Annotated in this window: 16 protein-coding genes; 11 read left to right on the top strand and 5 right to left on the bottom strand. The window is 33.6% G+C overall.

The window, feature by feature from the left end:
• Window positions 1-4 precede the first annotated feature (4 nt).
• The 7 genes from nosD to NWE55_RS15515 all read left to right on the top strand — a co-directional run bounded on the left by nosD (window position 5) and on the right by NWE55_RS15515 (window position 7681).
• Window positions 5-1264 carry a nitrous oxide reductase family maturation protein NosD gene (gene nosD, locus NWE55_RS15545; RefSeq protein ID WP_155092520.1) on the top strand — a complete coding sequence of 420 codons (1260 nt, stop codon included), beginning with the start codon at window positions 5-7 and terminating at the stop codon, window positions 1262-1264.
• Window positions 1248-1955: an ABC transporter ATP-binding protein gene (locus tag NWE55_RS15540; protein WP_155092519.1), complete on the top strand. Its 708-nt coding sequence runs from the start codon at window positions 1248-1250 to the stop codon at window positions 1953-1955. Before nosD ends, NWE55_RS15540 begins: the two co-directional genes overlap by 17 nt.
• Window positions 1948-2730, top strand: coding sequence for an ABC-2 transporter permease (locus tag NWE55_RS15535; RefSeq protein WP_155092518.1), 783 nt, complete (start codon window positions 1948-1950; stop codon window positions 2728-2730). The genes NWE55_RS15540 and NWE55_RS15535 overlap by 8 nt, the downstream gene beginning before the upstream one ends.
• 67 nt (window positions 2731-2797) lie before the next feature.
• Window positions 2798-3394, top strand: a complete 597-nt coding sequence (locus NWE55_RS15530) for a Crp/Fnr family transcriptional regulator (protein ID WP_155092517.1) — start codon at window positions 2798-2800, stop codon at window positions 3392-3394.
• A 405-nt stretch (window positions 3395-3799) separates the two neighbouring features.
• Entirely contained in the window at window positions 3800-5131 is a 1332-nt protein-coding gene (locus NWE55_RS15525; protein WP_160339029.1) for an autotransporter outer membrane beta-barrel domain-containing protein, read from the top strand.
• Window positions 5132-5149: 18 nt separating this feature from the next.
• On the top strand, window positions 5150-6223 hold the full coding sequence (locus NWE55_RS15520; RefSeq protein WP_160339028.1) for an imelysin family protein: 1074 nt from the start codon (window positions 5150-5152) through the stop codon (window positions 6221-6223).
• Between the two features lie 48 nt (window positions 6224-6271).
• Window positions 6272-7681 (top strand): di-heme oxidoreductase family protein, encoded by a 1410-nt coding sequence (locus tag NWE55_RS15515; RefSeq protein ID WP_160339027.1) that lies wholly within the window; start codon window positions 6272-6274, stop codon window positions 7679-7681.
• Between the two features lie 45 nt (window positions 7682-7726).
• Here NWE55_RS15515 and NWE55_RS15510 read toward each other — a convergent pair whose 3' ends face one another.
• The 4 genes from NWE55_RS15510 to NWE55_RS15495 form a co-directional block, all read right to left on the bottom strand.
• Window positions 7727-8326 (bottom strand): hypothetical protein, encoded by a 600-nt coding sequence (locus NWE55_RS15510; RefSeq protein WP_155091526.1) that lies wholly within the window; start codon window positions 8324-8326, stop codon window positions 7727-7729.
• Window positions 8327-8512: 186 nt separating this feature from the next.
• Complete coding sequence (locus tag NWE55_RS15505) at window positions 8513-9088, bottom strand: LPXTG cell wall anchor domain-containing protein (protein WP_155091525.1); 576 nt, start codon at window positions 9086-9088, stop codon at window positions 8513-8515.
• Window positions 9089-9310: 222 nt separating this feature from the next.
• Window positions 9311-10714 carry a glycosyltransferase family 2 protein gene (locus tag NWE55_RS15500; protein ID WP_155091524.1) on the bottom strand — a complete coding sequence of 468 codons (1404 nt, stop codon included), beginning with the start codon at window positions 10712-10714 and terminating at the stop codon, window positions 9311-9313.
• A 301-nt stretch (window positions 10715-11015) separates the two neighbouring features.
• Entirely contained in the window at window positions 11016-11858 is an 843-nt protein-coding gene (locus NWE55_RS15495) for an EamA family transporter (protein ID WP_155091523.1), read from the bottom strand.
• 397 nt (window positions 11859-12255) lie between these two features.
• On the opposite strand from NWE55_RS15495, the gene NWE55_RS15490 reads away from it, so the two are divergent.
• The 3 genes from NWE55_RS15490 (at window position 12256) to NWE55_RS15480 (ending at window position 16122) form a co-directional block, all read left to right on the top strand.
• Window positions 12256-12966, top strand: coding sequence for a sterol desaturase family protein (locus NWE55_RS15490; protein ID WP_258204388.1), 711 nt, complete (start codon window positions 12256-12258; stop codon window positions 12964-12966).
• Window positions 12967-13135: 169 nt separating this feature from the next.
• Window positions 13136-14248: a hypothetical protein gene (locus NWE55_RS15485; RefSeq protein ID WP_258204387.1), complete on the top strand. Its 1113-nt coding sequence runs from the start codon at window positions 13136-13138 to the stop codon at window positions 14246-14248.
• A gap of 95 nt (window positions 14249-14343) precedes the next feature.
• Window positions 14344-16122, top strand: a complete 1779-nt coding sequence (locus NWE55_RS15480) for an aminopeptidase P family protein (RefSeq protein ID WP_258204386.1) — start codon at window positions 14344-14346, stop codon at window positions 16120-16122.
• A 54-nt stretch (window positions 16123-16176) separates the two neighbouring features.
• On the opposite strand, the gene NWE55_RS15475 is transcribed toward NWE55_RS15480, so the two are convergent.
• Complete coding sequence (locus NWE55_RS15475; protein WP_258204385.1) at window positions 16177-17016, bottom strand: hypothetical protein; 840 nt, start codon at window positions 17014-17016, stop codon at window positions 16177-16179.
• Window positions 17017-17400: 384 nt separating this feature from the next.
• On the opposite strand from NWE55_RS15475, the gene NWE55_RS15470 reads away from it, so the two are divergent.
• Window positions 17401-20835: a methylmalonyl-CoA mutase family protein gene (locus tag NWE55_RS15470; protein ID WP_160339022.1), complete on the top strand. Its 3435-nt coding sequence runs from the start codon at window positions 17401-17403 to the stop codon at window positions 20833-20835.
• The last annotated feature ends 119 nt before the right edge of the window (window positions 20836-20954 follow it).

Genomic DNA, 20954 nt, shown 5'->3' with positions numbered 1-20954 from the left:
CAGTATGAGAAGTCTTTATGTAAGGTATTTCTTGTTCTTATTGGTCACTTTAAGTTGCTCTGTTTCTGGTTTTGCTAAAAAAATACAAGTATGTCATGACTGTAGTATCATTAGTATAAAACAAGCAATCCAACAAGCAGAAGAGGGTGATACCATAGTTGTTAAACAAGGTACTTATTACGAAAATGAGATTTTAATTGATAAATCACTTACCTTACTCAGTGAAGACGCAAGCGTTGATGGACAAGACAAAGGTGAGATATTTATAGTTAAGGCTGATGATGTAACCATAGATGGTTTTACAATTGTCAATGTAGGAACAAGCTACATAAAAGACTTCGCTGCTATTAGAATTAGAGAAAGCAAAAACTTTGCTGTTCGAAACAATATAATTCGCAATCTTTTCTTTGGGATTTACCTTGAAAAATCTAAAGATGGAATTGTTGAGAATAATAAAATTTACGGCAAAGCAAAAAACGAGTTTAACTCGGGTAATGGTATCCAACTTTGGTATAGCAATAATGTGATCATTAAATCTAATTATGTTGAGAAAGTAAGAGATGGCATTTATTTAGAATTTTCTAACTATTGTCAAATTGAAGATAATGTGAGTCAGTATAACGTTAGATATGGATTACACTTTATGTTTTCGAATCACGATGTGGTCAAAAATTGTAAATACATTCACAATGGAGCAGGAGTAGCGATTATGTTCTCTAAATATATGACTATGACAGATAATCTATTTGAAGATAACTGGGGATCTGCAGCCTACGGAGTATTGTTAAAAGAAGTAAACGATACAGAGATTAACTATAATACTTTTAAAGGCAATACAACTGCTATCAATATAGAAGGATCTAATAGAGTGACTTATCTTCACAATGATTTTATTGGAAATGGATGGGCAATTAACTCTAACGGAGCTAATTATCACAATATAGTAAACTATAATAACTTCTCTAATAATTCATTTGACCTTGTGTATAGGGGGCCACTCAACCATAATAATTTTGATTCAAACTATTGGAGTGGTTATACAGGCTATGATCTGAATAAAGATGGAATAGGGGATGTACCCTATAGACCAATCAAATTATTCTCTTATATCGTCAATAAAACACCTGAATCAATCATTTTATTGAGAAGTTTATTTATTGATATCATTGATTTCTCTGAAAAAGTATCACCGATTTTTACACCAGATAATTTAGTTGATAATACACCTATAACCAAATATATAAAACATGATAAAGATAGATAGTTTATATAAGAAATATGGAGAAAATCACGTCTTAAAGGGAGTGGATTTAGAAATAGAACAAGGGGTTATCGCAATATTGGGACCTAATGGTTCGGGTAAAACAACATTGAATAAGTGTATTCTCGGTATGGTGTTTCCCGATAGTGGTAATATTTCCATTGATAATCAAAGTGTATTGAATAAATGGGACTATAGACAGAAGATAGATTACTTGCCTCAAATCGCCAATTTTCCAAGTAATATCACTGTTCAAGAGCTTCTAAATATGATTAAGGATTTGAGAGGCAATAAAACGCAAGATGAAAAAGAATACATTGAGCTGTTTCACTTGTCAAAATTTTTGAATAAAAAATTAAGTGCACTTTCTGGTGGAACAAAGCAAAAGGTAAATATTCTTTTAACTTTTATGTTTGACAATCCTATCATGATTCTCGATGAACCAACTACTGGGTTAGACCCTGTAGCCTTGCTAACATTAAAAGACTTGATCATCAGAGAGAAAAATAAAGGCAAGATAATCTTAGTAACTTCACATATCATGGATTTTGTTGAGGGAATCTCTGATGAAATCGTTTTTATCTTAGAAGGCAAGATATACTTTAAGGGAAGTATCGAATTGTTGAAAGAAAAAACAAATCAAGAGAGTTTTGAAAAAGCTATTGCTAACATATTAAAACAAAATTATGCTTAAGATTTTAAAATACAGTTTTTACGATTTGATTAGAAGTCGATGGAGTTATATATACTTGTTGTTTTATCTCCTATTGGGGATTGTATTGTTGTTCTTAAACAGCGATATTGGTAAAGCGATTATTACTTTAATGAATGTTATCATAGTCTTAGTTCCTCTGATAAGTACTATTTTCGGAGTAATGTATTACTATGATTCACGTGAGTTTACGGAGTTGCTATTAGCATTGCCATTAAAACGATCTACTATATTCTTCGGTCAATATTTAGGAGTTGCTCTTTCATTATCTATGAGTCTAATTATCGGGTTGGGTATTCCATTTTTATTCTATGGCTTATTAGCATCTGGAGTAATTATAAACTTCTTATTATTAATCGTAACAGGGGTGTTCTTAACTTTTATTTTTAGTGCTTTTTCTTATTGTATAGGACTAAAGAATGAGAATAAGATTAAAGGATTTGGTTATTCTATTTTACTATGGCTTTTCTTAGCGATTATTTACGACGGTGTTTTGCTTACTGTCCTTATTGTTTTTGGGGAGTATCCACTTGAGAATATCACTTTAATCGGAACCATTTTGAACCCTATTGATTTGTCGAGGATTCTGATTTTATTACGACTTGATATATCTGCTTTATTAGGATATACAGGAGCAGTTTTTAAAAGCTTTTTTGGCAATGGTGTAGGAAGTATTATATCTTTTTTCATTTTGCTACTTTGGGTTGTTTTTCCGTTATTTTTATTGCGTAAATTCGCTAAAAGAAAAGACTTTTAGTAGTAAATCAGGTTTAAATATATAGTTTTCGTATGATTTTAATCAAGGGATTTTTAATTGTTAAGTCATGATAGATAAAGAAACTTTATTTGAGTTTGGTGCAATTGAAAAAGTGTATCGAAAGGGGGATAGAATCTTCACTTTAAACGATCATGCTTGCAATTATTACCAAGTCCTATCTGGTCAAGTAATGCTTATTAATTATTTGAGTAGTGGTAAGGAATTTATACAACAAATCTTTTCGAAAAATGAAAGTTTTGGAGAAGCGATGTTGTTCAATGATACCACCTATCCTTATAATGCTGTGGCAATGAAAGACGCTGTTATATTAGAATTGTCAAAAGATAAATTCTACAAGCTACTATGGGCTGTACCAAAGTGTGTACCAGGTATACTCAAGGATATGGCGAATGAACTTTATTATAAATCGCTCATGGCACCTGAAATATCATGTCAAGATGCTCAAGGGCGTATTCTTGTCTTTTTGGATTTTTATAAAAAGCAACATGCTCCACAAAGTAAGAAATTTGGCTACCTTATTAATCTAACCAGGCAACAAATAGCCGATCTAACTGGGCTACGAGTAGAAACTGTGATTAGGACCTTAAAACACTTAGATACTGAAGGTTTTATTAAGATTAATAGTTCTAAAATATTCATCTAAACAAAACTTTGTATTGTCCTTATACGGCTTAGTACTATTTGTTATTCTGCCATAGGACTATGCTGATTAGCGATTAATTAGCAGAGTTATCTTAGAATTGATTATTGTCTTTTACTTGCTATAATTCAATAAAGAGAAGCTTTACATTATCCCACTACTGATCTTTTTTTCCCTACTAAGATTACTTCATTCTCCCTGTTATTCTTTATTAGCCAATGCTATATGAGTTGAACTAAAACAACTTAAGTATTGAATCTTTATTTATTCTGCGCTAATTGTATCATCGTTAACTCTGTATTGTTTCATAATTGTATGAAATGGGGGCTTTATATGTGTTCTTTTTATTTTTAATAAGTCTTAATAAGTTAATTTTGTTGTGAAATATTAACATTTACAACAGCTGTTATGAGTATAAGATTATTAATTGTCGTGTTTCTGTATTCTACTTTAACATTAGCACAACAAGCTGATTCTATAGCTAATAGACTCTTAGTAGAACAAGTAAAACAAGAGGTGTTAAAAGAGATAGAAAAAAAGGAGCAGATAAAGCCTTTTGATCTTAAGCGGTTTAGTTTAAATGGGTATGGAGCGATTAATTACTACAATTATGGTCGCTACGATACAGATTTGAATATTAAAGACAAATTTGATATTGAGAGATTAAACTTATACTTAGGATATCAGTTTACTGATCGAATTAAGTTGAAGGCTGAGATAGAATTTGAACATGGGGGAACAGGTTCTACCATAGAATTAGATACACAAGAGGAGTTCGGCGAATACGAGAGTGAAATTGAAGCAGGAGGGGAAGTTAAGTTAGAGCAATTGTACGTAGATTTTCAGATTAAACCATACTTTAATATTAAGGCTGGTCGTATGAAACTTCATACCAATTTGGCTCAGAGTTTGGACAGACCTACACAGTATTTCACAACACATAGGCAAGAAATGGAAAGTGAATTACTTCCGTTGGGTTGGTATGAGAATGGGATACAGTTTTATGGTCAGTTTCTCAATCAAAAGTTGCGATATGAATTATCTATTACGAGTGGTTTGGACGCGACGGGGTTTAGTTCGAGAAATTGGATTAAAAGAGGACATCAACAGCGATTTGAAATGAGTGTAGCTAATAGTTTCGCTTTTTCAGCTCGACTTGACTACAAGTTTGGAACGCATAAGGATACTTACTTTGGTTTTGCAGCCTATATCAATGATGCTGCAGCCAACAGGCCTAAGAAAGATATGGATGTATCGTCTTATGTTACTCTTTTTGAATCACATATCAGTTATAATGAAAGCTTCTTGCGATTTAACAGTGTCTTTGTATATGGAAATATAGAGAACTCTGATATTGTTAGTCGAAAAAATGCAAGCCTTTCTAAAAATCTTGGTGTAAAGCGCACTCCGATTGGAAAAAATGCTTTAGGTGTATCAGCGGAATTAGGCTATGAAATTCTTCACTTTTTTAATTTCAAACAACAGTTATATCCATTTATCCGATACGACTATTATGATTCTATGTATAAAACAGAAGGAAGTGTTGTCAGAAAACCACGCTGGCAAAGAAGTGTTTATACTGGGGGAATCAACTGGTTTATACTTCCAGAAGTAGTATTCAAAGCACATTATTCTACGCGTATTTTAGGGTCATATCACTTCGATCCAGTAACCTCTATCAATACCGACAAAAAGCAAAAAGAAAACACATTCTCTTTGGGAATTGGGTTTAGTTTTTAATATAAATACATTAAAGTTATGAAAACAAGATTATTAGCAGTAGGTTTTATCATATTATCGTCAATAGCATTTAGCTGCAGTAGTAATAGTGATGAAACAGAAACGCCAAAAGTAGATGATTTATACAAAAATGTCCTGACAGATCTTACGCAAAAAGTGATTACGGAGACTTATAAGGACTTGAATATCAAAGCTACTGAATTGCAGGATGCAGTGAATGTATTTGCAAAATCTTCTACAGATGAAAACTTAGAGAAAGTAAAAAAGGCATGGGTAGATACGCGAAAACCATGGGAACAGTCAGAGGGATTTCTTTATGGGCCAGTTGAAACGCAAGGGTTGGATCCTGCAATGGACACTTGGCCAGTAGATGTAGAGGCGATGAATAATATTCTTAAAAGCAATCAGCCCATTACTGCAAAACTAATAAGTGCCAATCACGAAGCAAGGGGATTTCACTTAATTGAGTTTCTTGTGTGGGGCGAAGATGGCCTAAAGAAAGCAGATCAATTAAGTGACAGACAAATTGAATATTTAGTAGCTGCAACAGAGGATTTACAGTTAAATACAAAATACCTATATGACGCTTGGAGAGCTGACAAAGGAAATTATGGCAAGATATTTATCTCTGCAGGACCAAGCAACAATAAGTATCCTTCGTATCAAGCAGCTTTAGAAGAGTTGGTAGATGGATTGTTTACCATAGCTGATGAAGTCGGTACAGGTAAGATAGAAGAACCACTGAATCCTGAAGGCAGTACACCAATGCCCGAAAAAGAAGAGTCAAGATTTAGCAATAACTCTAAGCAAGATTTCATCGACAATATTATTAGTATTCAAAATGTTTATAACGGTTACTACAAACAAGACGTCAATGGAATTTCTAAAATTGTACAAGAGAAGAATGCTGCCTTAGATAAGGAAATCAAACAAGCTATTACTGATGCAATTAATGCCATTGATGCAATTCCTAATACTTTTACTCAGGCAATTTACAAGAATAGAAAAGAGGTGAAAGATGCTCAAAATAAAGTAAATGACTTGGCAAATCTTTTAGATACTAAACTAAGATCTTTTGTAAATAGCCTTTAATCAAATGATCTTGAAGCAATTCAAGGCTTAATTATTATCTGTTATAAAATGAAAAGTAATGCGACATACTTGTTTTTAACGATAGGAATATTTTTTTTAGGTGCTTGTTCTAACAATGATAGTGCAGAGTATGTACAATTACCTGATTTGGAGGAGAGAATGATGGCAGGAGGAGAGACAACTACTTTTATAAGTTCAAGTAATGCTTATGGAATGCCTGCGAGTAATTTGTCAGCAGAAGATTTGTCACTGCATCTAACAGGCGATTTGATCTTTGAGTTTGTATTTGTTACTCCACCCAATCAAGTAAATCAGGGTTTAGGACCTATTTTTAATAATTCTTCTTGTATCTCTTGCCATCCAAAAGATGGTAGAGCAGCGTTTCCAGTTGATTTGGCAATGCGCAGTGGTTTTTTCCTTAGAGGAAGTGTTCCAGGAGTCTCCAAGAATGGTGGACCAATGCCGATTCCAGGGTTTGGTTTACAGCTACAAAATCAAGCTGTTTTTGGAACGCAACCAGAGGTAGAGTTCCAGGTAAATTATAGTACAATAACAGAAGAATTTGCAGATGGTACGAAGGTAGTTTTGCAGAAACCACATTATTCAGTGATTAATGCTTATAGGCAACTTCCCAACAGTGTTTTACTTTCTCCGAGAATAGGTATGCCTGTTTTTGGCTTAGGATTGTTAGAGGCAATTCCTGAACAGGATATTTTGGCGAATCAAGATATTGACGATGCAGACAAGGATGGTATTTCTGGTAAAGCAAACTACGTCTTTGATGCAAAAACGCAATCGACAAAACTCGGTAGATTTGGTTGGAAAGCTAATACTGCCAGTTTATTAGAACAATGTGCTGCTGCATTTGTCAACGATATTGGAATAACAAATTACCTGTTTCCAAATAAACCTGGTTTAGGACAATCTAACGGGGACTACACTCACGATGTTGGCGATTATAATTGGAGAGTACAAAGAGATATTAAAGACGATGTTTTAGACGCAGTTACTTTTTATACTCAAACATTAGCTGTACCTGCATCGCGTAATCACACAAAGGAATCTGTCAGAAAAGGAGCGAAGACGTTTGATCAAATAGGTTGTGCAAAATGTCATATTGCCAAGCATAAGACTGGTTATAGTCCAATCAAGGCCTTGTCTTATCAAACTATTTATCCTTACACAGATATGTTATTACACGATATGGGAGATGATTTAGCAGATAATAGACCAGATTTCTTAGCTGATGGGAATGAATGGAAGACAAGACCACTATGGGGGATCGGATATCAATATTTAGTCAACGGGCATACAGAGTTTTTGCACGATGGAAGGGCTAAAAACCTAACAGAAGCAATACTGTGGCATGGTGGGGAAGCGTTAGATGCAAAAAATAGATTTAAGGCACTCTCAAAACAAGAAAGAGAGAATCTATTAGATTTCTTAAACTCATTATAAGTTTTTATATGCAAAAAGAGCTGACTTTTAAAGGTCAGCTCTTTTTTATTTTGACAATCTATTCTTATTGATTTCATCTTGTAATTGACGGCGAATTTTCTGTTCTCGTTCTAACGAATTTCTTCGGAGTTCTTCTAATTCTAATTCAGTGTCAGCGAGTTGCTTGATAGCATCTTTAGTATTTAACGTACTTTGTTTAGATCTAAAGATGATTATGCCAATACTCAGTAGCCAAAGTATTATTAATCCCCACACAATTACTTGGAAGGAAGTAGAAGTAATATTTATACCTAATGATTTAAAGCCATTTGGTTTTGCTCGCTCTATTTCTAATTCTTTTTTTATACTCTCTACTTGTTTTGATAGAGAATCTACAACTACTTTCTGTTGATCAATCGTGTTATAGACATCCTGGTGTTCAGTTTGAATCTTCGTGATGCTATCTCTATATACGACAATGGAGTCATTGACATTCTTTCTTAACATGGCAAGCTTATCCTTTGGTATAACTGAATAATACTGATAGTTTGTAGATTCTGCTTGAAGTTTAGCAAATTGCTTATCAATACTTTTATCGATCTCTTGTGCAAAACAAGTTAGACCTAAGGTTAAAAAAGAAACAGTAAGAATTACTTTTGTTTTCATTCAGTAGTTGTATTTTTTAATATATATTAAATTTTTCGCTAATATAAGGTTAATTTTAATAAATAAAATAGATTAGTGTTAATATATTGGTTAATTGAGAAGCAGTTTTCTTTTTTTAAGCAAAGGGGTAATAAAAAAGTCCAGATTGTAATTTACAATCTGGACTTTTTTACAAGTTAGTGTGTATTAAACTTGTTTGCTTTTATTGATCTCATCTTGAAGTTGACGGCGAATCTTCTGTTCTCTTTCTAAAGAGCTTCTTCTGAGTTCTTCCAATTCAAGTTCAGTGTCATTTAAGCGTTTTAAAGCTTCTTTAGTATCTTTATTGCTCTTTCTAAATCGGAAAAAGATGATTCCTAAGCTCAAAAGTAAGAGTCCAATAATAGACCACACAATAGTTTGAAAAGTTGATTTTTGAGTAGAAATACCAAAAACTTCAAAGCTATTCTCTTTTGATAAGGCAAGATCTAAACTGTCTTGTATGGTTACAAGCTTGTTTGAAAGGGAATCTACAACTACTTTTTGATTATTCATTTCATTGTTTACTTGAACAATATTGCTCTGAAGTGCATCTATAGAGTCCCCAACGTTTTTTTGCAATTGTTCTAATCGCGCTTTGGGTACAACTTTGTAAGACTGGTAGTTAGTGGATTCCTGTAATAAAGAGGTAAATTGCTTGTCAATACTATTCTTATCATCCTGTGCGATGGTGATTGTTGTAAATGTTAGTAAGGAAACGGTAAGAATAATTTGTCTTTTCATTCAGTGATTATATTTATGATTATGTATAGTGATAGTATTTGCTAATATAACATTATATTTATTTAAAAACCTATATTCTACAAGGGTTTTACAAGGAGAGAGATGTTAAAAAATAAAGAGAAAATTCATTTTTCACAAGATTTGTATTCCTATTTTAAATAAAAATACCTTCAATCTGTTTATTGAAGGTATTTAAGTAATCAAATATAGTAAAAAGTACAATTAACCTCGAGTAAGCCATCCTCTTCTGCTTGCAGTTGCAATAGCATAGGGAGTTATCCAAAATAAAGTAAATGTGTAAAAAATACTATATGGATAAGCCCAAAATGACTCTAATATGTTATATCTCTTTGAGTAGAAAAACACTTGAATAGTAGAGAATAAAAATATGCCTGAGAGTGTAGATACAACAAATAAAATAGGATGAGTGATTATAAACAACAACATTACAATAGTTAATGGATAGGCCATGATAACTCTAATCCATTGATTCAACAGTAAAATTCTTGGTCCTATTTTAGAGCCTTCTCTAAAGTTCTTAAAGGCAAACTTACTCATCATGATATTTTCTCTCACATTACTTCTTTCCCAACGAATAAACATCTTATATAGATTTTTATATTTTTCAGGGGTATTGGTGAATACATAGGCATTTTGTTGAAATAAAACGTGGTAACCTTGTTTTAGAATCATATTGGTCATTGCTCTATCTTCTCCAATATCAGAAGGCTGTCCCATGAATGTTTGATTAATCCAATCTTCTAAGCAGTTCATTACGGCTTCACGTCTATATCCTGCTAAGGCTCCTGGTGTACATAGTACAGATCCTAATACACTTTGTGCTGATCTGATAAATTCAAAGCTAAATACAAAACTTACATTTAACATTCGCGGTATCATGGCACTTTTGCTGTTTAATACTTGAACGTTTCCACCAACAGCACCACATTTTTCATTAGTGATGAAAGGGGATACTAAGTTTCTCAAGGTATCTTCTCTTACAATAGAGTCACTATCTACAGTAACAAAGACATCTCCGCTACCTATCTTAAAAGCTCTATATAAGGCATGTCTTTTTCCCATGTTTTTAGGTTGCTGATAGATCTCAATTCGATCTCCTAATTCAGCTTTCGCTTTCAGCATCCATTGCCAAGTATCATCCTTACTACCGTCATCTAAGGAGATAATTTGTAGTTTTTCTTTTGGATAATTGCTATCAGCCAAGCTGTGTAGTGTTTGCCATACAAGCTTTCCTTCGTTATATGCAGGTACTATTACAGTACATGTAGGAAGTTCATCATCGGATACAGATTTAATAGCTCTATATCTGATGTATAGAAATATGATGAAAAGAAGAAATGCTATTTGTATACACAACAGTACATAGGTTGAGTTTAAGAAGATTTCTCCCCATACCGTATTAAGTCTTTCTTGGTGAAGTTTGTTGAAATAGGGTTTAAGTCTAAAAACAAGAAATGAAGCTCCAATCATGGCACTAAAAGTTAGCAAAAGAACCATATAATCTTTTCTGTCTAAAGTGGCTTCATGGAAGATGTTTTTTATTTTATCTAAGAAGCTTTTCTCTGTCGGCTGTTGTTTTTCTTGTATCGGTTCTAAAGTTCGCATAGTCTTGGTGTTTTATAATTAGTAAAATCAAAAAAATGATTGTTCAAATAAGATTGATATTACTTTTACTGAATATTCAGCGATTTATTTGAATTTGGGTATGATATATAGACCAATATGTATGCCAACAGCTCAGAATGTACTACAAGGCTATTTATTAACAAATCAAAAAGGACATATTGTAGAATAATACAACAATATGAGATACATTTAAGAAGCCTATAACTCCTTTTAAAATGAAAAAACACGTGGCCAATTTGATAGGACAACGTGTTTTTATGAAACATTTAAGTTCTCTGTTTTACTTTTTAGAAAATATGGTGGTACCAATACTCGCTCCCACTACACAAGCAATCGAAATCCATTGTAGCAAACTCAATTGTTCTTTTAAGAACAGAAGTCCTGATAAAGCAGCAAAGGCTGGTTGTAAACTTGTAAGAATGCTAAATGTATTAGCTGGGAGTTTTTTTAAGGCTAATAAGTCAAGACTAAAAGGCAATGCACTGGATAGAATAGCTACTAAAAGACCAATTCCCGCCGAAGTCCAAGTTAGATTAACCAATCCTCCTGAGTAAATACCAACTGGAACAACAATGAATGTGGCAAAAATCAGCCCAACAGAAACTGCGTCATTAGTATTCATCTCCTTGGAAACTTTGCTGCCCATTAAGATATAACATGCCCAAAAAATTCCTGCTGTAAAAGCCAAACCTAAACCTATAAGGTCAATGTCATTTGTTGTCCAGGGTACAATAAGCAAGATTCCTATACATGCTAATAAAGCCCAAATGATATCAAGTAGTTTACGTGATAGAGCAAGCGCTAAGAACAAGGGACCTACAAATTCTATAGTTACCCCAAGTCCTAAAGGAATCCTCTGAATGGCTAAGTAAAATATCATATTCATTAAAGCAATCGAGCCACCATAATAAAAACAGTATAACCATTGCTTTTTGGTAAACTTAGAAATCTTTGGTCTATTAATGAGATTGAGTAAAATAGCCGATAAACCAATGCGCAAAGAGGTAGTACCTGTAGCACCAACTATTGGAAATAGCTTTTTGGCCAGAGAGGCTCCTCCTTGTACGCAGACCATAGATAAAAGAGCTGCACTAACAGCAGAGCCAGTTTTAGTTTGTTTCATTCACTTAGAGATTATTTTTTGGGGTTAATAAAAGTAATCAAACTTCCAAAAGTAAATGAAAATTAAAGCTAATCAAAGCAAAGCAAAGGTCTTATTGTATAAATCCAATTCTTTTTGGAGAAGCTCTAAGGTACAATGGTTATGATGTGTCCTACTAAAAGAGTAAAATCTTTTCAATTTTGGAAATAATTCATGTTTTTCTTTACTACCTTGATTTAAATAAGTGTAGTTAGTTTGTGATTTTGATATGAATTGGATATAAGGAAAGAGAGGAATAGAATACGTGTTTGTAAGGTTATTCAACGTATGGTGTTTATAGCGGAATTAATGCAAATAGACTATTAGCATGGGGTAAACTGGAGTTATTTTAACTATTTTTACTTTTTAGAATTAAATTATGTTGGATTTATTATTGCTACTATCAAGGGTAGAACTTGTTTCTTTTTCACTGCTATTAAATGCAATATTGATTGGAGTCTCTGTATTGTTTTATCACTTTTGCACGACTTATTGTGGTGGAAAGAAAATTCAGACATCGACAGAACCTATAAGTAAGGAGGATTTGCGCTTAACCCTCGTGGTGTTGGTTTGCAATTCAATAGTCTTTTTGGTGGGATTTGAGTTGTTTAGAATAGATGTTATACAAGTAACTGAGAATAGTTCATGGGCAACAATAATTCTTCAAACAATTGTTTTAATTGGTATGATGGATTTTTTAATGTATGTATTTCATCGAATCGCACATTCCCCCGTTTTTTATAAAGCAGTACATCAAAGACATCATAAGCACGAAAGTGTGAATTGCATTAGTTTATTTGTTTTACACCCTTTAGAAGCAATTGGATTTGGTTTAGTTTTTATTTTGTGTTTACTTGTTTATTCATTTTCAGTTCAAGCTATAGCAATCTATCTTTTTATTAACCTTATCTGGGGAACTATAGGTCATTTAAACGATGAAATATTGAAAGAAAATACTATTGCTAAGTTTTTAAAGAAGAATGTTTTAGGACTGAGTTTGTTTCACAATCACCACCATCAGTACCCCAATCACAATTTTGGTTTCTATACTGTGATCTGGGATAAGTTTTTCGGTACATATCTAAAGTAAAAGTTTGTTTTTAAAGTATATGTCAAGTAAAGAGATATTGTAGTTTGATATATACTTAAAACGCGTTAATTTGTTGTCATATTTATTGAAACTTTTTTAGATTGATAATTAATTTGAAAGTTGTAATTTTGAGTAATGAATATATTGATTTTATATTAAAAATAGGTTTATGAAAAAGTATGTGATATTTCTATTAATAGGAGGTAGTGTTTTTGGACAAGAGGTAGAAGTTAAAAAGGAAATAGAGTGGGCAAGGGATTTTGTTCAAATAGGGAATACCGAATACATTCAATATAAAGCTATTGAAAATGACAGCCTACAAATAGAGAAGATCGTTTCAAATTTTGCGGATACAAATACTTCGGTAGAAACAGAGTTGGAGGCAATTAAATTAACAGATAGTGTAACAGAGCCTTATATATATCGAAATAACAAACATAATACGCTGTTCTATGGGATATATGAAAGAGGGGCTATTGTCGAAGGACTTGTTTTAGATTCTCTATCTTTTGTAGGAGGTAATAATAGATATCACCTGTATGCAAATAGGGAGGTTCAGAAAACGTATTACTTTGATTTGGATAAACATTATTTTTCTTTTTTAGAGGCTTCAGTTGGTTCTAACAATAAAGTCTTAGATTATTACTACTCTTTGCCTCCTGGTGCTATTTCACCTTTTATTTTATCGAGTAAACAAGATGAAAGTGAGGTAAATGACGAAGGTTTTGAGAAAGTGGTATACTCAAATCAGGGCAAAGAAATCATATATTTTTTCTCAAAGACAGAAGATAACTTTAGAATTAAAGTAACAGAACAAGGGAAAGTAGCATACTATATTGTATCTAAACAAGCTGGAAATATTTTTATCGAAAATATAGAATATGATTTATTGACCAAAGAAGAGGGATATCTAAATAAAGCAAGCATTGTCAATGTGGGGTTTGCTCAAAAAAGAGCAACAACAATTACAGAAAAAGGAAAGGGAATTTGGGATGCCTATTTTGAAGAGTTCTTAGAGTCAAAATGGAATGAGAAAGGCCAGCTTGTATATGATTACAGACGCGGTAATGAAAAGAAAAATACAAGAATGCGCGTAGTTGTAGGTAAGAATATTGAAGAAAATAGCCTATTGTACAATTTGGTTGTGAGTTTTATTAATAATCCCGAGTTATTCAGACGAGATTTGACTCTTCGCGATTTTGATTATAGTAACGTAAATAGCAATAAAACAATATCTTTAAAGTCTAAGAAAGATCAGAAATACGAATTGGTAACTAAGTAGCTTGAAAAAGAACAAAACAATTCAATTTAACAGTTATAGCTATTGTCAATGATTTGCATTTTGTACCTTTAGCTTGAAAAATTTATTTAGAAAAAATGACATATTTAGAGAAATTATCACAGATTCGTCTTTTAATGAAAGAGAAAGGAGTAGATGGTTACATTATTCCTTCTTCAGATCCACATATAAGTGAGTATTTACCAGACCATTACAAATGTATAGCATGGACTTCAGGATTTACAGGGTCAGCTGGAACATTAGTAATTACTCAAAGTTTTGCTGGTTTATGGACGGATTCGAGATATTTTGTTCAAGCTAACGAGCAGTTAAATGGGTCAGGTTTTGAACTTGTAAAACTAAAAGTACAACACGCTCCTGAGTACGTTACTTGGTTAGGGGAGACTCTTCCAAAAGGTGCAACGGTTGCTTTTGACGGGAATTTAGCTTCATTAGCTGTAGCAAATGCAGTAAAGACAATATTAGATCCCTTGGGAATTAATGTCAATGGACATGTAGATTTGTTAGACCCTGTATGGAAGAATAGACCTACTTTGCCTAAAGAAAAAGCTTATACGTTGCCAGTGACGACAACAGGTCAAGCAACTAAAGACAAGATTGCTGCTGTACGTGCTGTATTGAAACAAAAAAGAGCAACTGCTCATTTAATTTCTTCTTTAGATGACTTGGCTTGGTTATTAAATATAAGAGGAACAGATGTTAAGTGTAACCCTGTTACTTTGGGATTTGTATTTATTAATCAAGAGAAGGCAATTCTCTTTATTGATTCGGACAAAGTATCTCAAGAAGTGGTAAGTGAGTTACTTTCACATGGAGTGGAAATACAAGAGTACGCAAAAGTACAAGCATACTTGAAAGGGCTAAGTAAATCAGATATTATCTTATTAGATCCTAAGCGAACTTGTTTCGCCACTTATGATTCAGTTCCACAAGATGTAACTATTTTGGAAGAAATGAATCCTTCTACTATGCTAAAAGCGATAAAGAACGAGGTTGAGATAAATCATCAAAGAAATGCGATGATTAACGATGGGGTTGCTTTGACAAAATTCTTTAAGTGGATTGAAGAAAATGTGGCTTCAGGAACACTAACTGAAATGAATATTGCAGATCATTTAAGAGAACTTAGAGCAGCTCAACCAGGATTCAAAGATATTAGTTTTGATACCATTTCAGGATACAAAGATCACGGTGCTTTACCACATTATAAAGCAGAACCACATAGTAATTATGACTTAAAACCTGAAGGATTGTTATTGGTAGATTCAGGAGGACAATATGAAACAGGAACAACTGATATTACGCGTGTTATTTCTTTAGGGAAGCTTACCCAAGAGGAGAAAGAAGATTATACTGTTGTTTTGAAAGGTACAATTGAAGGATCAATGGCTATATATCCAAAAGGTACAAGAGGATATCAGATAGATGCTATCACAAGACGACCTATATGGGCTACATTGAGAAACTATGGACATGGTACAGGACATGGTGTTGGTTTCTTTTTGAATGTTCACGAGGGACCTCAAGTATTTAACCCAACTGCTACTGATATTCCAGTGGAGGTAGGGATGATTACCTCAATTGAACCAGGATTGTATAGAGAAGGTAAGCACGGAATTAGAATTGAGAACTTAGTTCTCTCGAAAGAGCTTTCTTCAAATCAATTCGGAGATTTTATGGATTTTGAAACTCTTACGATTTGTTATATTGCTACGGATTTAGTTGATAAGTCCCTACTGGAAAGTGCACATATTGATTGGTTAAATAACTACAATCAGTGGGTTTATGATTCATTAGAAAGCAAATTGACTAAAGAAGAAGCTGCTTGGTTGAAAGAAAAAACTAAAGCAATTTAGTAGTTACGATACAAAAAAAGGGCATCCAGTTGGATGCCCTTTTTTTTGTACTTTCTAATTATATCGAATTAGTGTATTCATATTAATATTTGGAATTTTACTAAGCGTTTCAAGTAACTCATTCCAATTTTTAAACCCTGATTTTCTTGCTATTTGTTCCGTATCTATGGAGCTAAACAGCAATAACTCAAGGCTTTTTAAAAGCCTTTCTTTCTTACAGTAATTAATTACTTGATCACCATAGTAGTAAATAAAATCTTTGTTTAGTATATCTAAACTTATCTTGTGTTCCTCAGCTACTTGGTGTGCAGCAATTTCACTGCAATCATCTAATGCTATAAATTCCTGATATACTTCTTCACATGTCGCTTTGTTCAAAGTAGGAGTATAGCTATCTTCTTTATAGGTTATCTCGCCGTTAATTTCTAAACTACAACAGGCTATAGTTACACTTTGCGTGTCGCTATCCACAAAAGCTGTACCTGTGATAAAATATGTAGTATTGTCTATTTCGTATTTACAAGATATTTTTTGATAAGTATCTGCTTGCTTGTTTGTTCTTATCTTATCTAAGTTATCTTGCAAGTATTTCGTAATTAACTTGTGATTTTCCTTGTTCTCCTCATAATTAATGGCGCGGACTAACTCGTTCTTGTGATTATAGGTCAATCCAATATTGTCTAATTTTTCTTCTTGGATGACATAACTATTAAACTGTACATAATCTAAATGATTCATAGAGTGAATAAGAGTATTCGTCATGGAAGAAAAATAAGAAAAATAAAACTGTTCCCATGCTAATCCGTTATTAAATCTCTTAAGGGGAACTTTTTCAAAATGGGAGATGAAGTCATCTACTTTATTGAAAAGTACTTCAAATAATTGTTGTTTCATAAAGTTGTCGTTTGGTTGTTGTAAAGTTTTCACAATGTATATAAAAAAAATATTATATTCAATTATTATCCAACTTTTAATTTATTGATCAGATATAGTGATAAATCGTCAACTTTTGATGTTATAATTTATATAATTCTCATTTTATGAGAATTACGATTCCTTCTTTTTATCGTTTTTTTATATTTTCCCATGATCAAATAAAGAATTATACTATTCAAAGCAGTGATTTTTAGGAATTATCATGTATTATCTGCTTTGAGATCCTATAGTAGCTCTATTAACTGTCTTTTTTGAGGATTTATTATTCTTGGAAATTAGATACCAAATATTCGAATATTTCACTATATTGCTTTCCTACTCAAAAACTATAAAATAAGAATTATGCAACAAAATACACCCTATACGCCTACTAACAAGGTGCGTATAGTTACTGCGGCGGCTTTATTTGATGGCCATGATGCGGCGATTAATATTATGCGTCGTATTATCCAATCAACAGGATGTGAGGTTATTCACTTAGGACATGATAAGAGCGTTGAAGAGGTAGTAAATACAGCTATCCAAGAAGATGCTAATGCGATTGCAATGACTTCATATCAAGGTGGTCATAACGAGTATTTTAAATATATGTATGATCTGTTACAAGAAAAAGGAGCAGGCCATATTCGAATCGTTGGAGGTGGAGGTGGAGTAATTTTGCCTAGTGAGATAAAAGAATTAATGGACTATGGTATTACTCGTTTATATTCTCCAGATGATGGACGAGCTATGGGATTACAAGGCATGATTAACGATATGGTAGAGAAGGCCGATTATCCTACAATGGACTTACAATTACCAGACGGAAAAGATGTCTACCAATCTTTAGCAGATAAAGATGTTACTACGATTTCTCGCTTAATCTCTTTAGCGGAAAATAGGGAAGAAGACTTCTTAAAAATATTTAAATACGATCATGAGAAACATAAGAATACGCCAGTATTAGGTATTACTGGAACGGGTGGAGCAGGTAAATCGTCTATGGTAGATGAATTAGTTCGTCGCTTCTTGATTGACTTCCCTGAAAAGACAGTAGCTTTAGTTTCTGTCGATCCGTCTAAGCGTAAGACAGGTGGAGCACTGTTAGGAGATCGTATCCGTATGAACTCGATTAACAATCCTCGAGTATTTATGCGTTCGTTAGCTACTCGTCAGTCTAACTTAGCGTTATCTCGTTATGTTGAAGAAACACTTCAAGTACTTCAGGCGGCTAATTACGATTTAATTATCCTTGAGACTTCAGGAATTGGGCAGTCAGATACAGAAATTTTAGATCACTCAGATGCCTCTTTGTATATCATGACGCCAGAGTTTGGAGCAGCTACGCAGTTAGAAAAGATTGATATGCTTGACTTCGCAGACATTGTTGCAATCAATAAATTTGATAAACGCGGAGCATTAGATGCAATCAGAGATGTAAAGAAACAATATCAACGCAACCACAACTTATGGGATGTAAACCCAGACGAAATGCCTGTGTTTGGTACAATTGCTTCTCAGTTTAACGATCCAGGTACCAATGCTTTATATAAAGCGATTATGGATAAAGTGGTAGAGAAGACCGGAGCGGACTTAAAGTCTAATTTCGAAATCACAAAAGAGATGAGTGAGAAGGTCTTTGTGATACCACCTAACCGTACACGTTACCTATCTGAAATAGCAGAGAATAACCGTAAATATGACGAAACTGTCCTTTCTCAAAAGGAAGTAGCTCAGAAGTTATATGGTATTTTTAAAACAGTAGAAACAGTAGCTGGTAAATTGCCAGAAATAGATAAATCAGGAATTGTAGAAGAAACAGTAGTTTCTAAAGATGCTGATACACAATTGTTCATCAACCTTCTTTTAAAGGAATTTGACAAGGTGAAGATGAACTTAGATCCTTATAACTGGGAAGTTATTTTGACATGGGATCAAAAAGTTAATAAATACAAGAATCCTGTATATTCTTTCAAAGTGCGTGATAAGGAGATTAAGATTGCTACGCATTCAGAGAGTTTATCACATTTACAGATTCCTAAAATTGCACTGCCTAAGTATGAGGCATGGGGAGATATCTTGCGTTGGTCATTACAAGAGAATGTACCAGGGGAGTTTCCTTTTACTTCAGGACTTTATCCGTTTAAACGCGAGGGAGAAGATCCTACACGTATGTTTGCAGGAGAGGGAGGGCCAGAGCGTACCAATAGACGTTTTCACTATGTGTCTTTAGGCATGCCTGCTAAGCGACTGTCTACTGCATTTGACTCAGTTACGTTATATGGTAATGATCCAGGACACCGACCTGATATTTATGGAAAGATTGGAAATGCAGGAGTTTCTATTTGTTGTTTAGACGACGCGAAGAAGTTGTATTCAGGGTTTAACCTTGCACATGCTTTAACTTCTGTGTCTATGACGATTAATGGACCAGCACCTATGTTATTGGGATTCTTTATGAATGCAGCAATTGATCAACAATGTGAAATCTATATCAAAGAGAATGGATTAGAGGCAGAAGTTGAAGCAAAGATTGAAGCTATTTATAAGAAGAAAGGCGTCGAGAGACCGCGATATAATGGAGAGTTACCAGAAGGGAATGATGGACTAGGACTAATGCTTTTAGGAGTAACAGGTGATCAGGTACTTCCAAAAGAAGTATATGCAGAGATTAAAAAGAATACCTTATCACAAGTGCGTGGTACGGTACAAGCTGATATCTTAAAAGAAGATCAAGCTCAAAATACGTGTATTTTCTCTACGGAGTTTGCTCTTCGTTTAATGGGAGATGTACAAGAGTATTTTATTGAGAAGAATGTGCGTAACTTCTATTCTGTGTCTATCTCAGGATATCACATTGCAGAGGCAGGGGCAAATCCTATAACGCAGTTGGCATTTACATTAGCTAACGGGTTTACGTATGTAGAATATTATCTAAGCAGAGGAATGGATATCAACGCTTTTGGGCCAAACTTATCGTTTTTCTTCTCGAATGGTATTGACCCAGAATATGCTGTGATTGGACGTGTAGCTCGTCGTATTTGGGCAAAAGCACTGAAGAATAAGTATGGAGCTAATGAGCGTGCTCAGATGTTGAAATATCACATTCAGACATCAGGTCGTTCATTGCATGCACAAGAGATAGACTTTAATGATATCCGTACTACACTTCAAGCGTTATATGCTATCTATGACAACTGTAATTCACTTCACACTAACGCGTATGATGAGGCTATTACGACTCCTACGGAAGAATCTGTACGTAGAGCTATGGCAATACAGTTAATCATTAATAAAGAGCTAGGATTGGCTAAAAATGAGAATCCAATACAGGGATCATTTATTATTGAAGAATTAACGGATTTAGTAGAGGCTGCGGTATTAGCAGAATTTGATAGAATTACAGAAAGAGGAGGGGTGTTAGGAGCAATGGAGACAATGTACCAACGTTCTAAAATCCAAGAAGAGTCATTGTACTATGAAACATTAAAACACAATGGTACGTTCCCTATTATTGGAGTAAATACTTTCTTGAGCTCTAAAGGATCTCCAACGGTAGTTCCTGCTGAAGTTATCCGTGCAACAGAAGAGGAGAAACTATTCCAGATCAAGACAAAAAAGAATTTGAATAAGGCTAATGAGGCTTTAGTAAAAGAACAATTAGAGCGTATTCAAGAAGTCGCTATTCAAAATGGCAATATATTCGAAGCATTAATGGATGCTTCTAAAGTCTGTTCGTTAGGTCAGATTACTTCAGCGTTATTTGAAGTAGGAGGACAGTACAGACGTAATATGTAAGATTAATTTCTCGCTTATTTATATAAAGCCTGTGGACTGAATGTTCACAGGCTTTTTTTTTGGTTTTTGGTTAATTGTTTTACCAGTAGAGGCAACCCTTTATGTGTCAAACAGGTTAA

Source organism: Myroides albus (assembly GCF_024722315.1).
Classification (GTDB): domain Bacteria; phylum Bacteroidota; class Bacteroidia; order Flavobacteriales; family Flavobacteriaceae; genus Flavobacterium; species Flavobacterium album_A.
The sequence above is the reverse complement of the archived record's forward strand: the minus strand, read 5'-3'. Positions and strand labels throughout refer to the sequence as shown.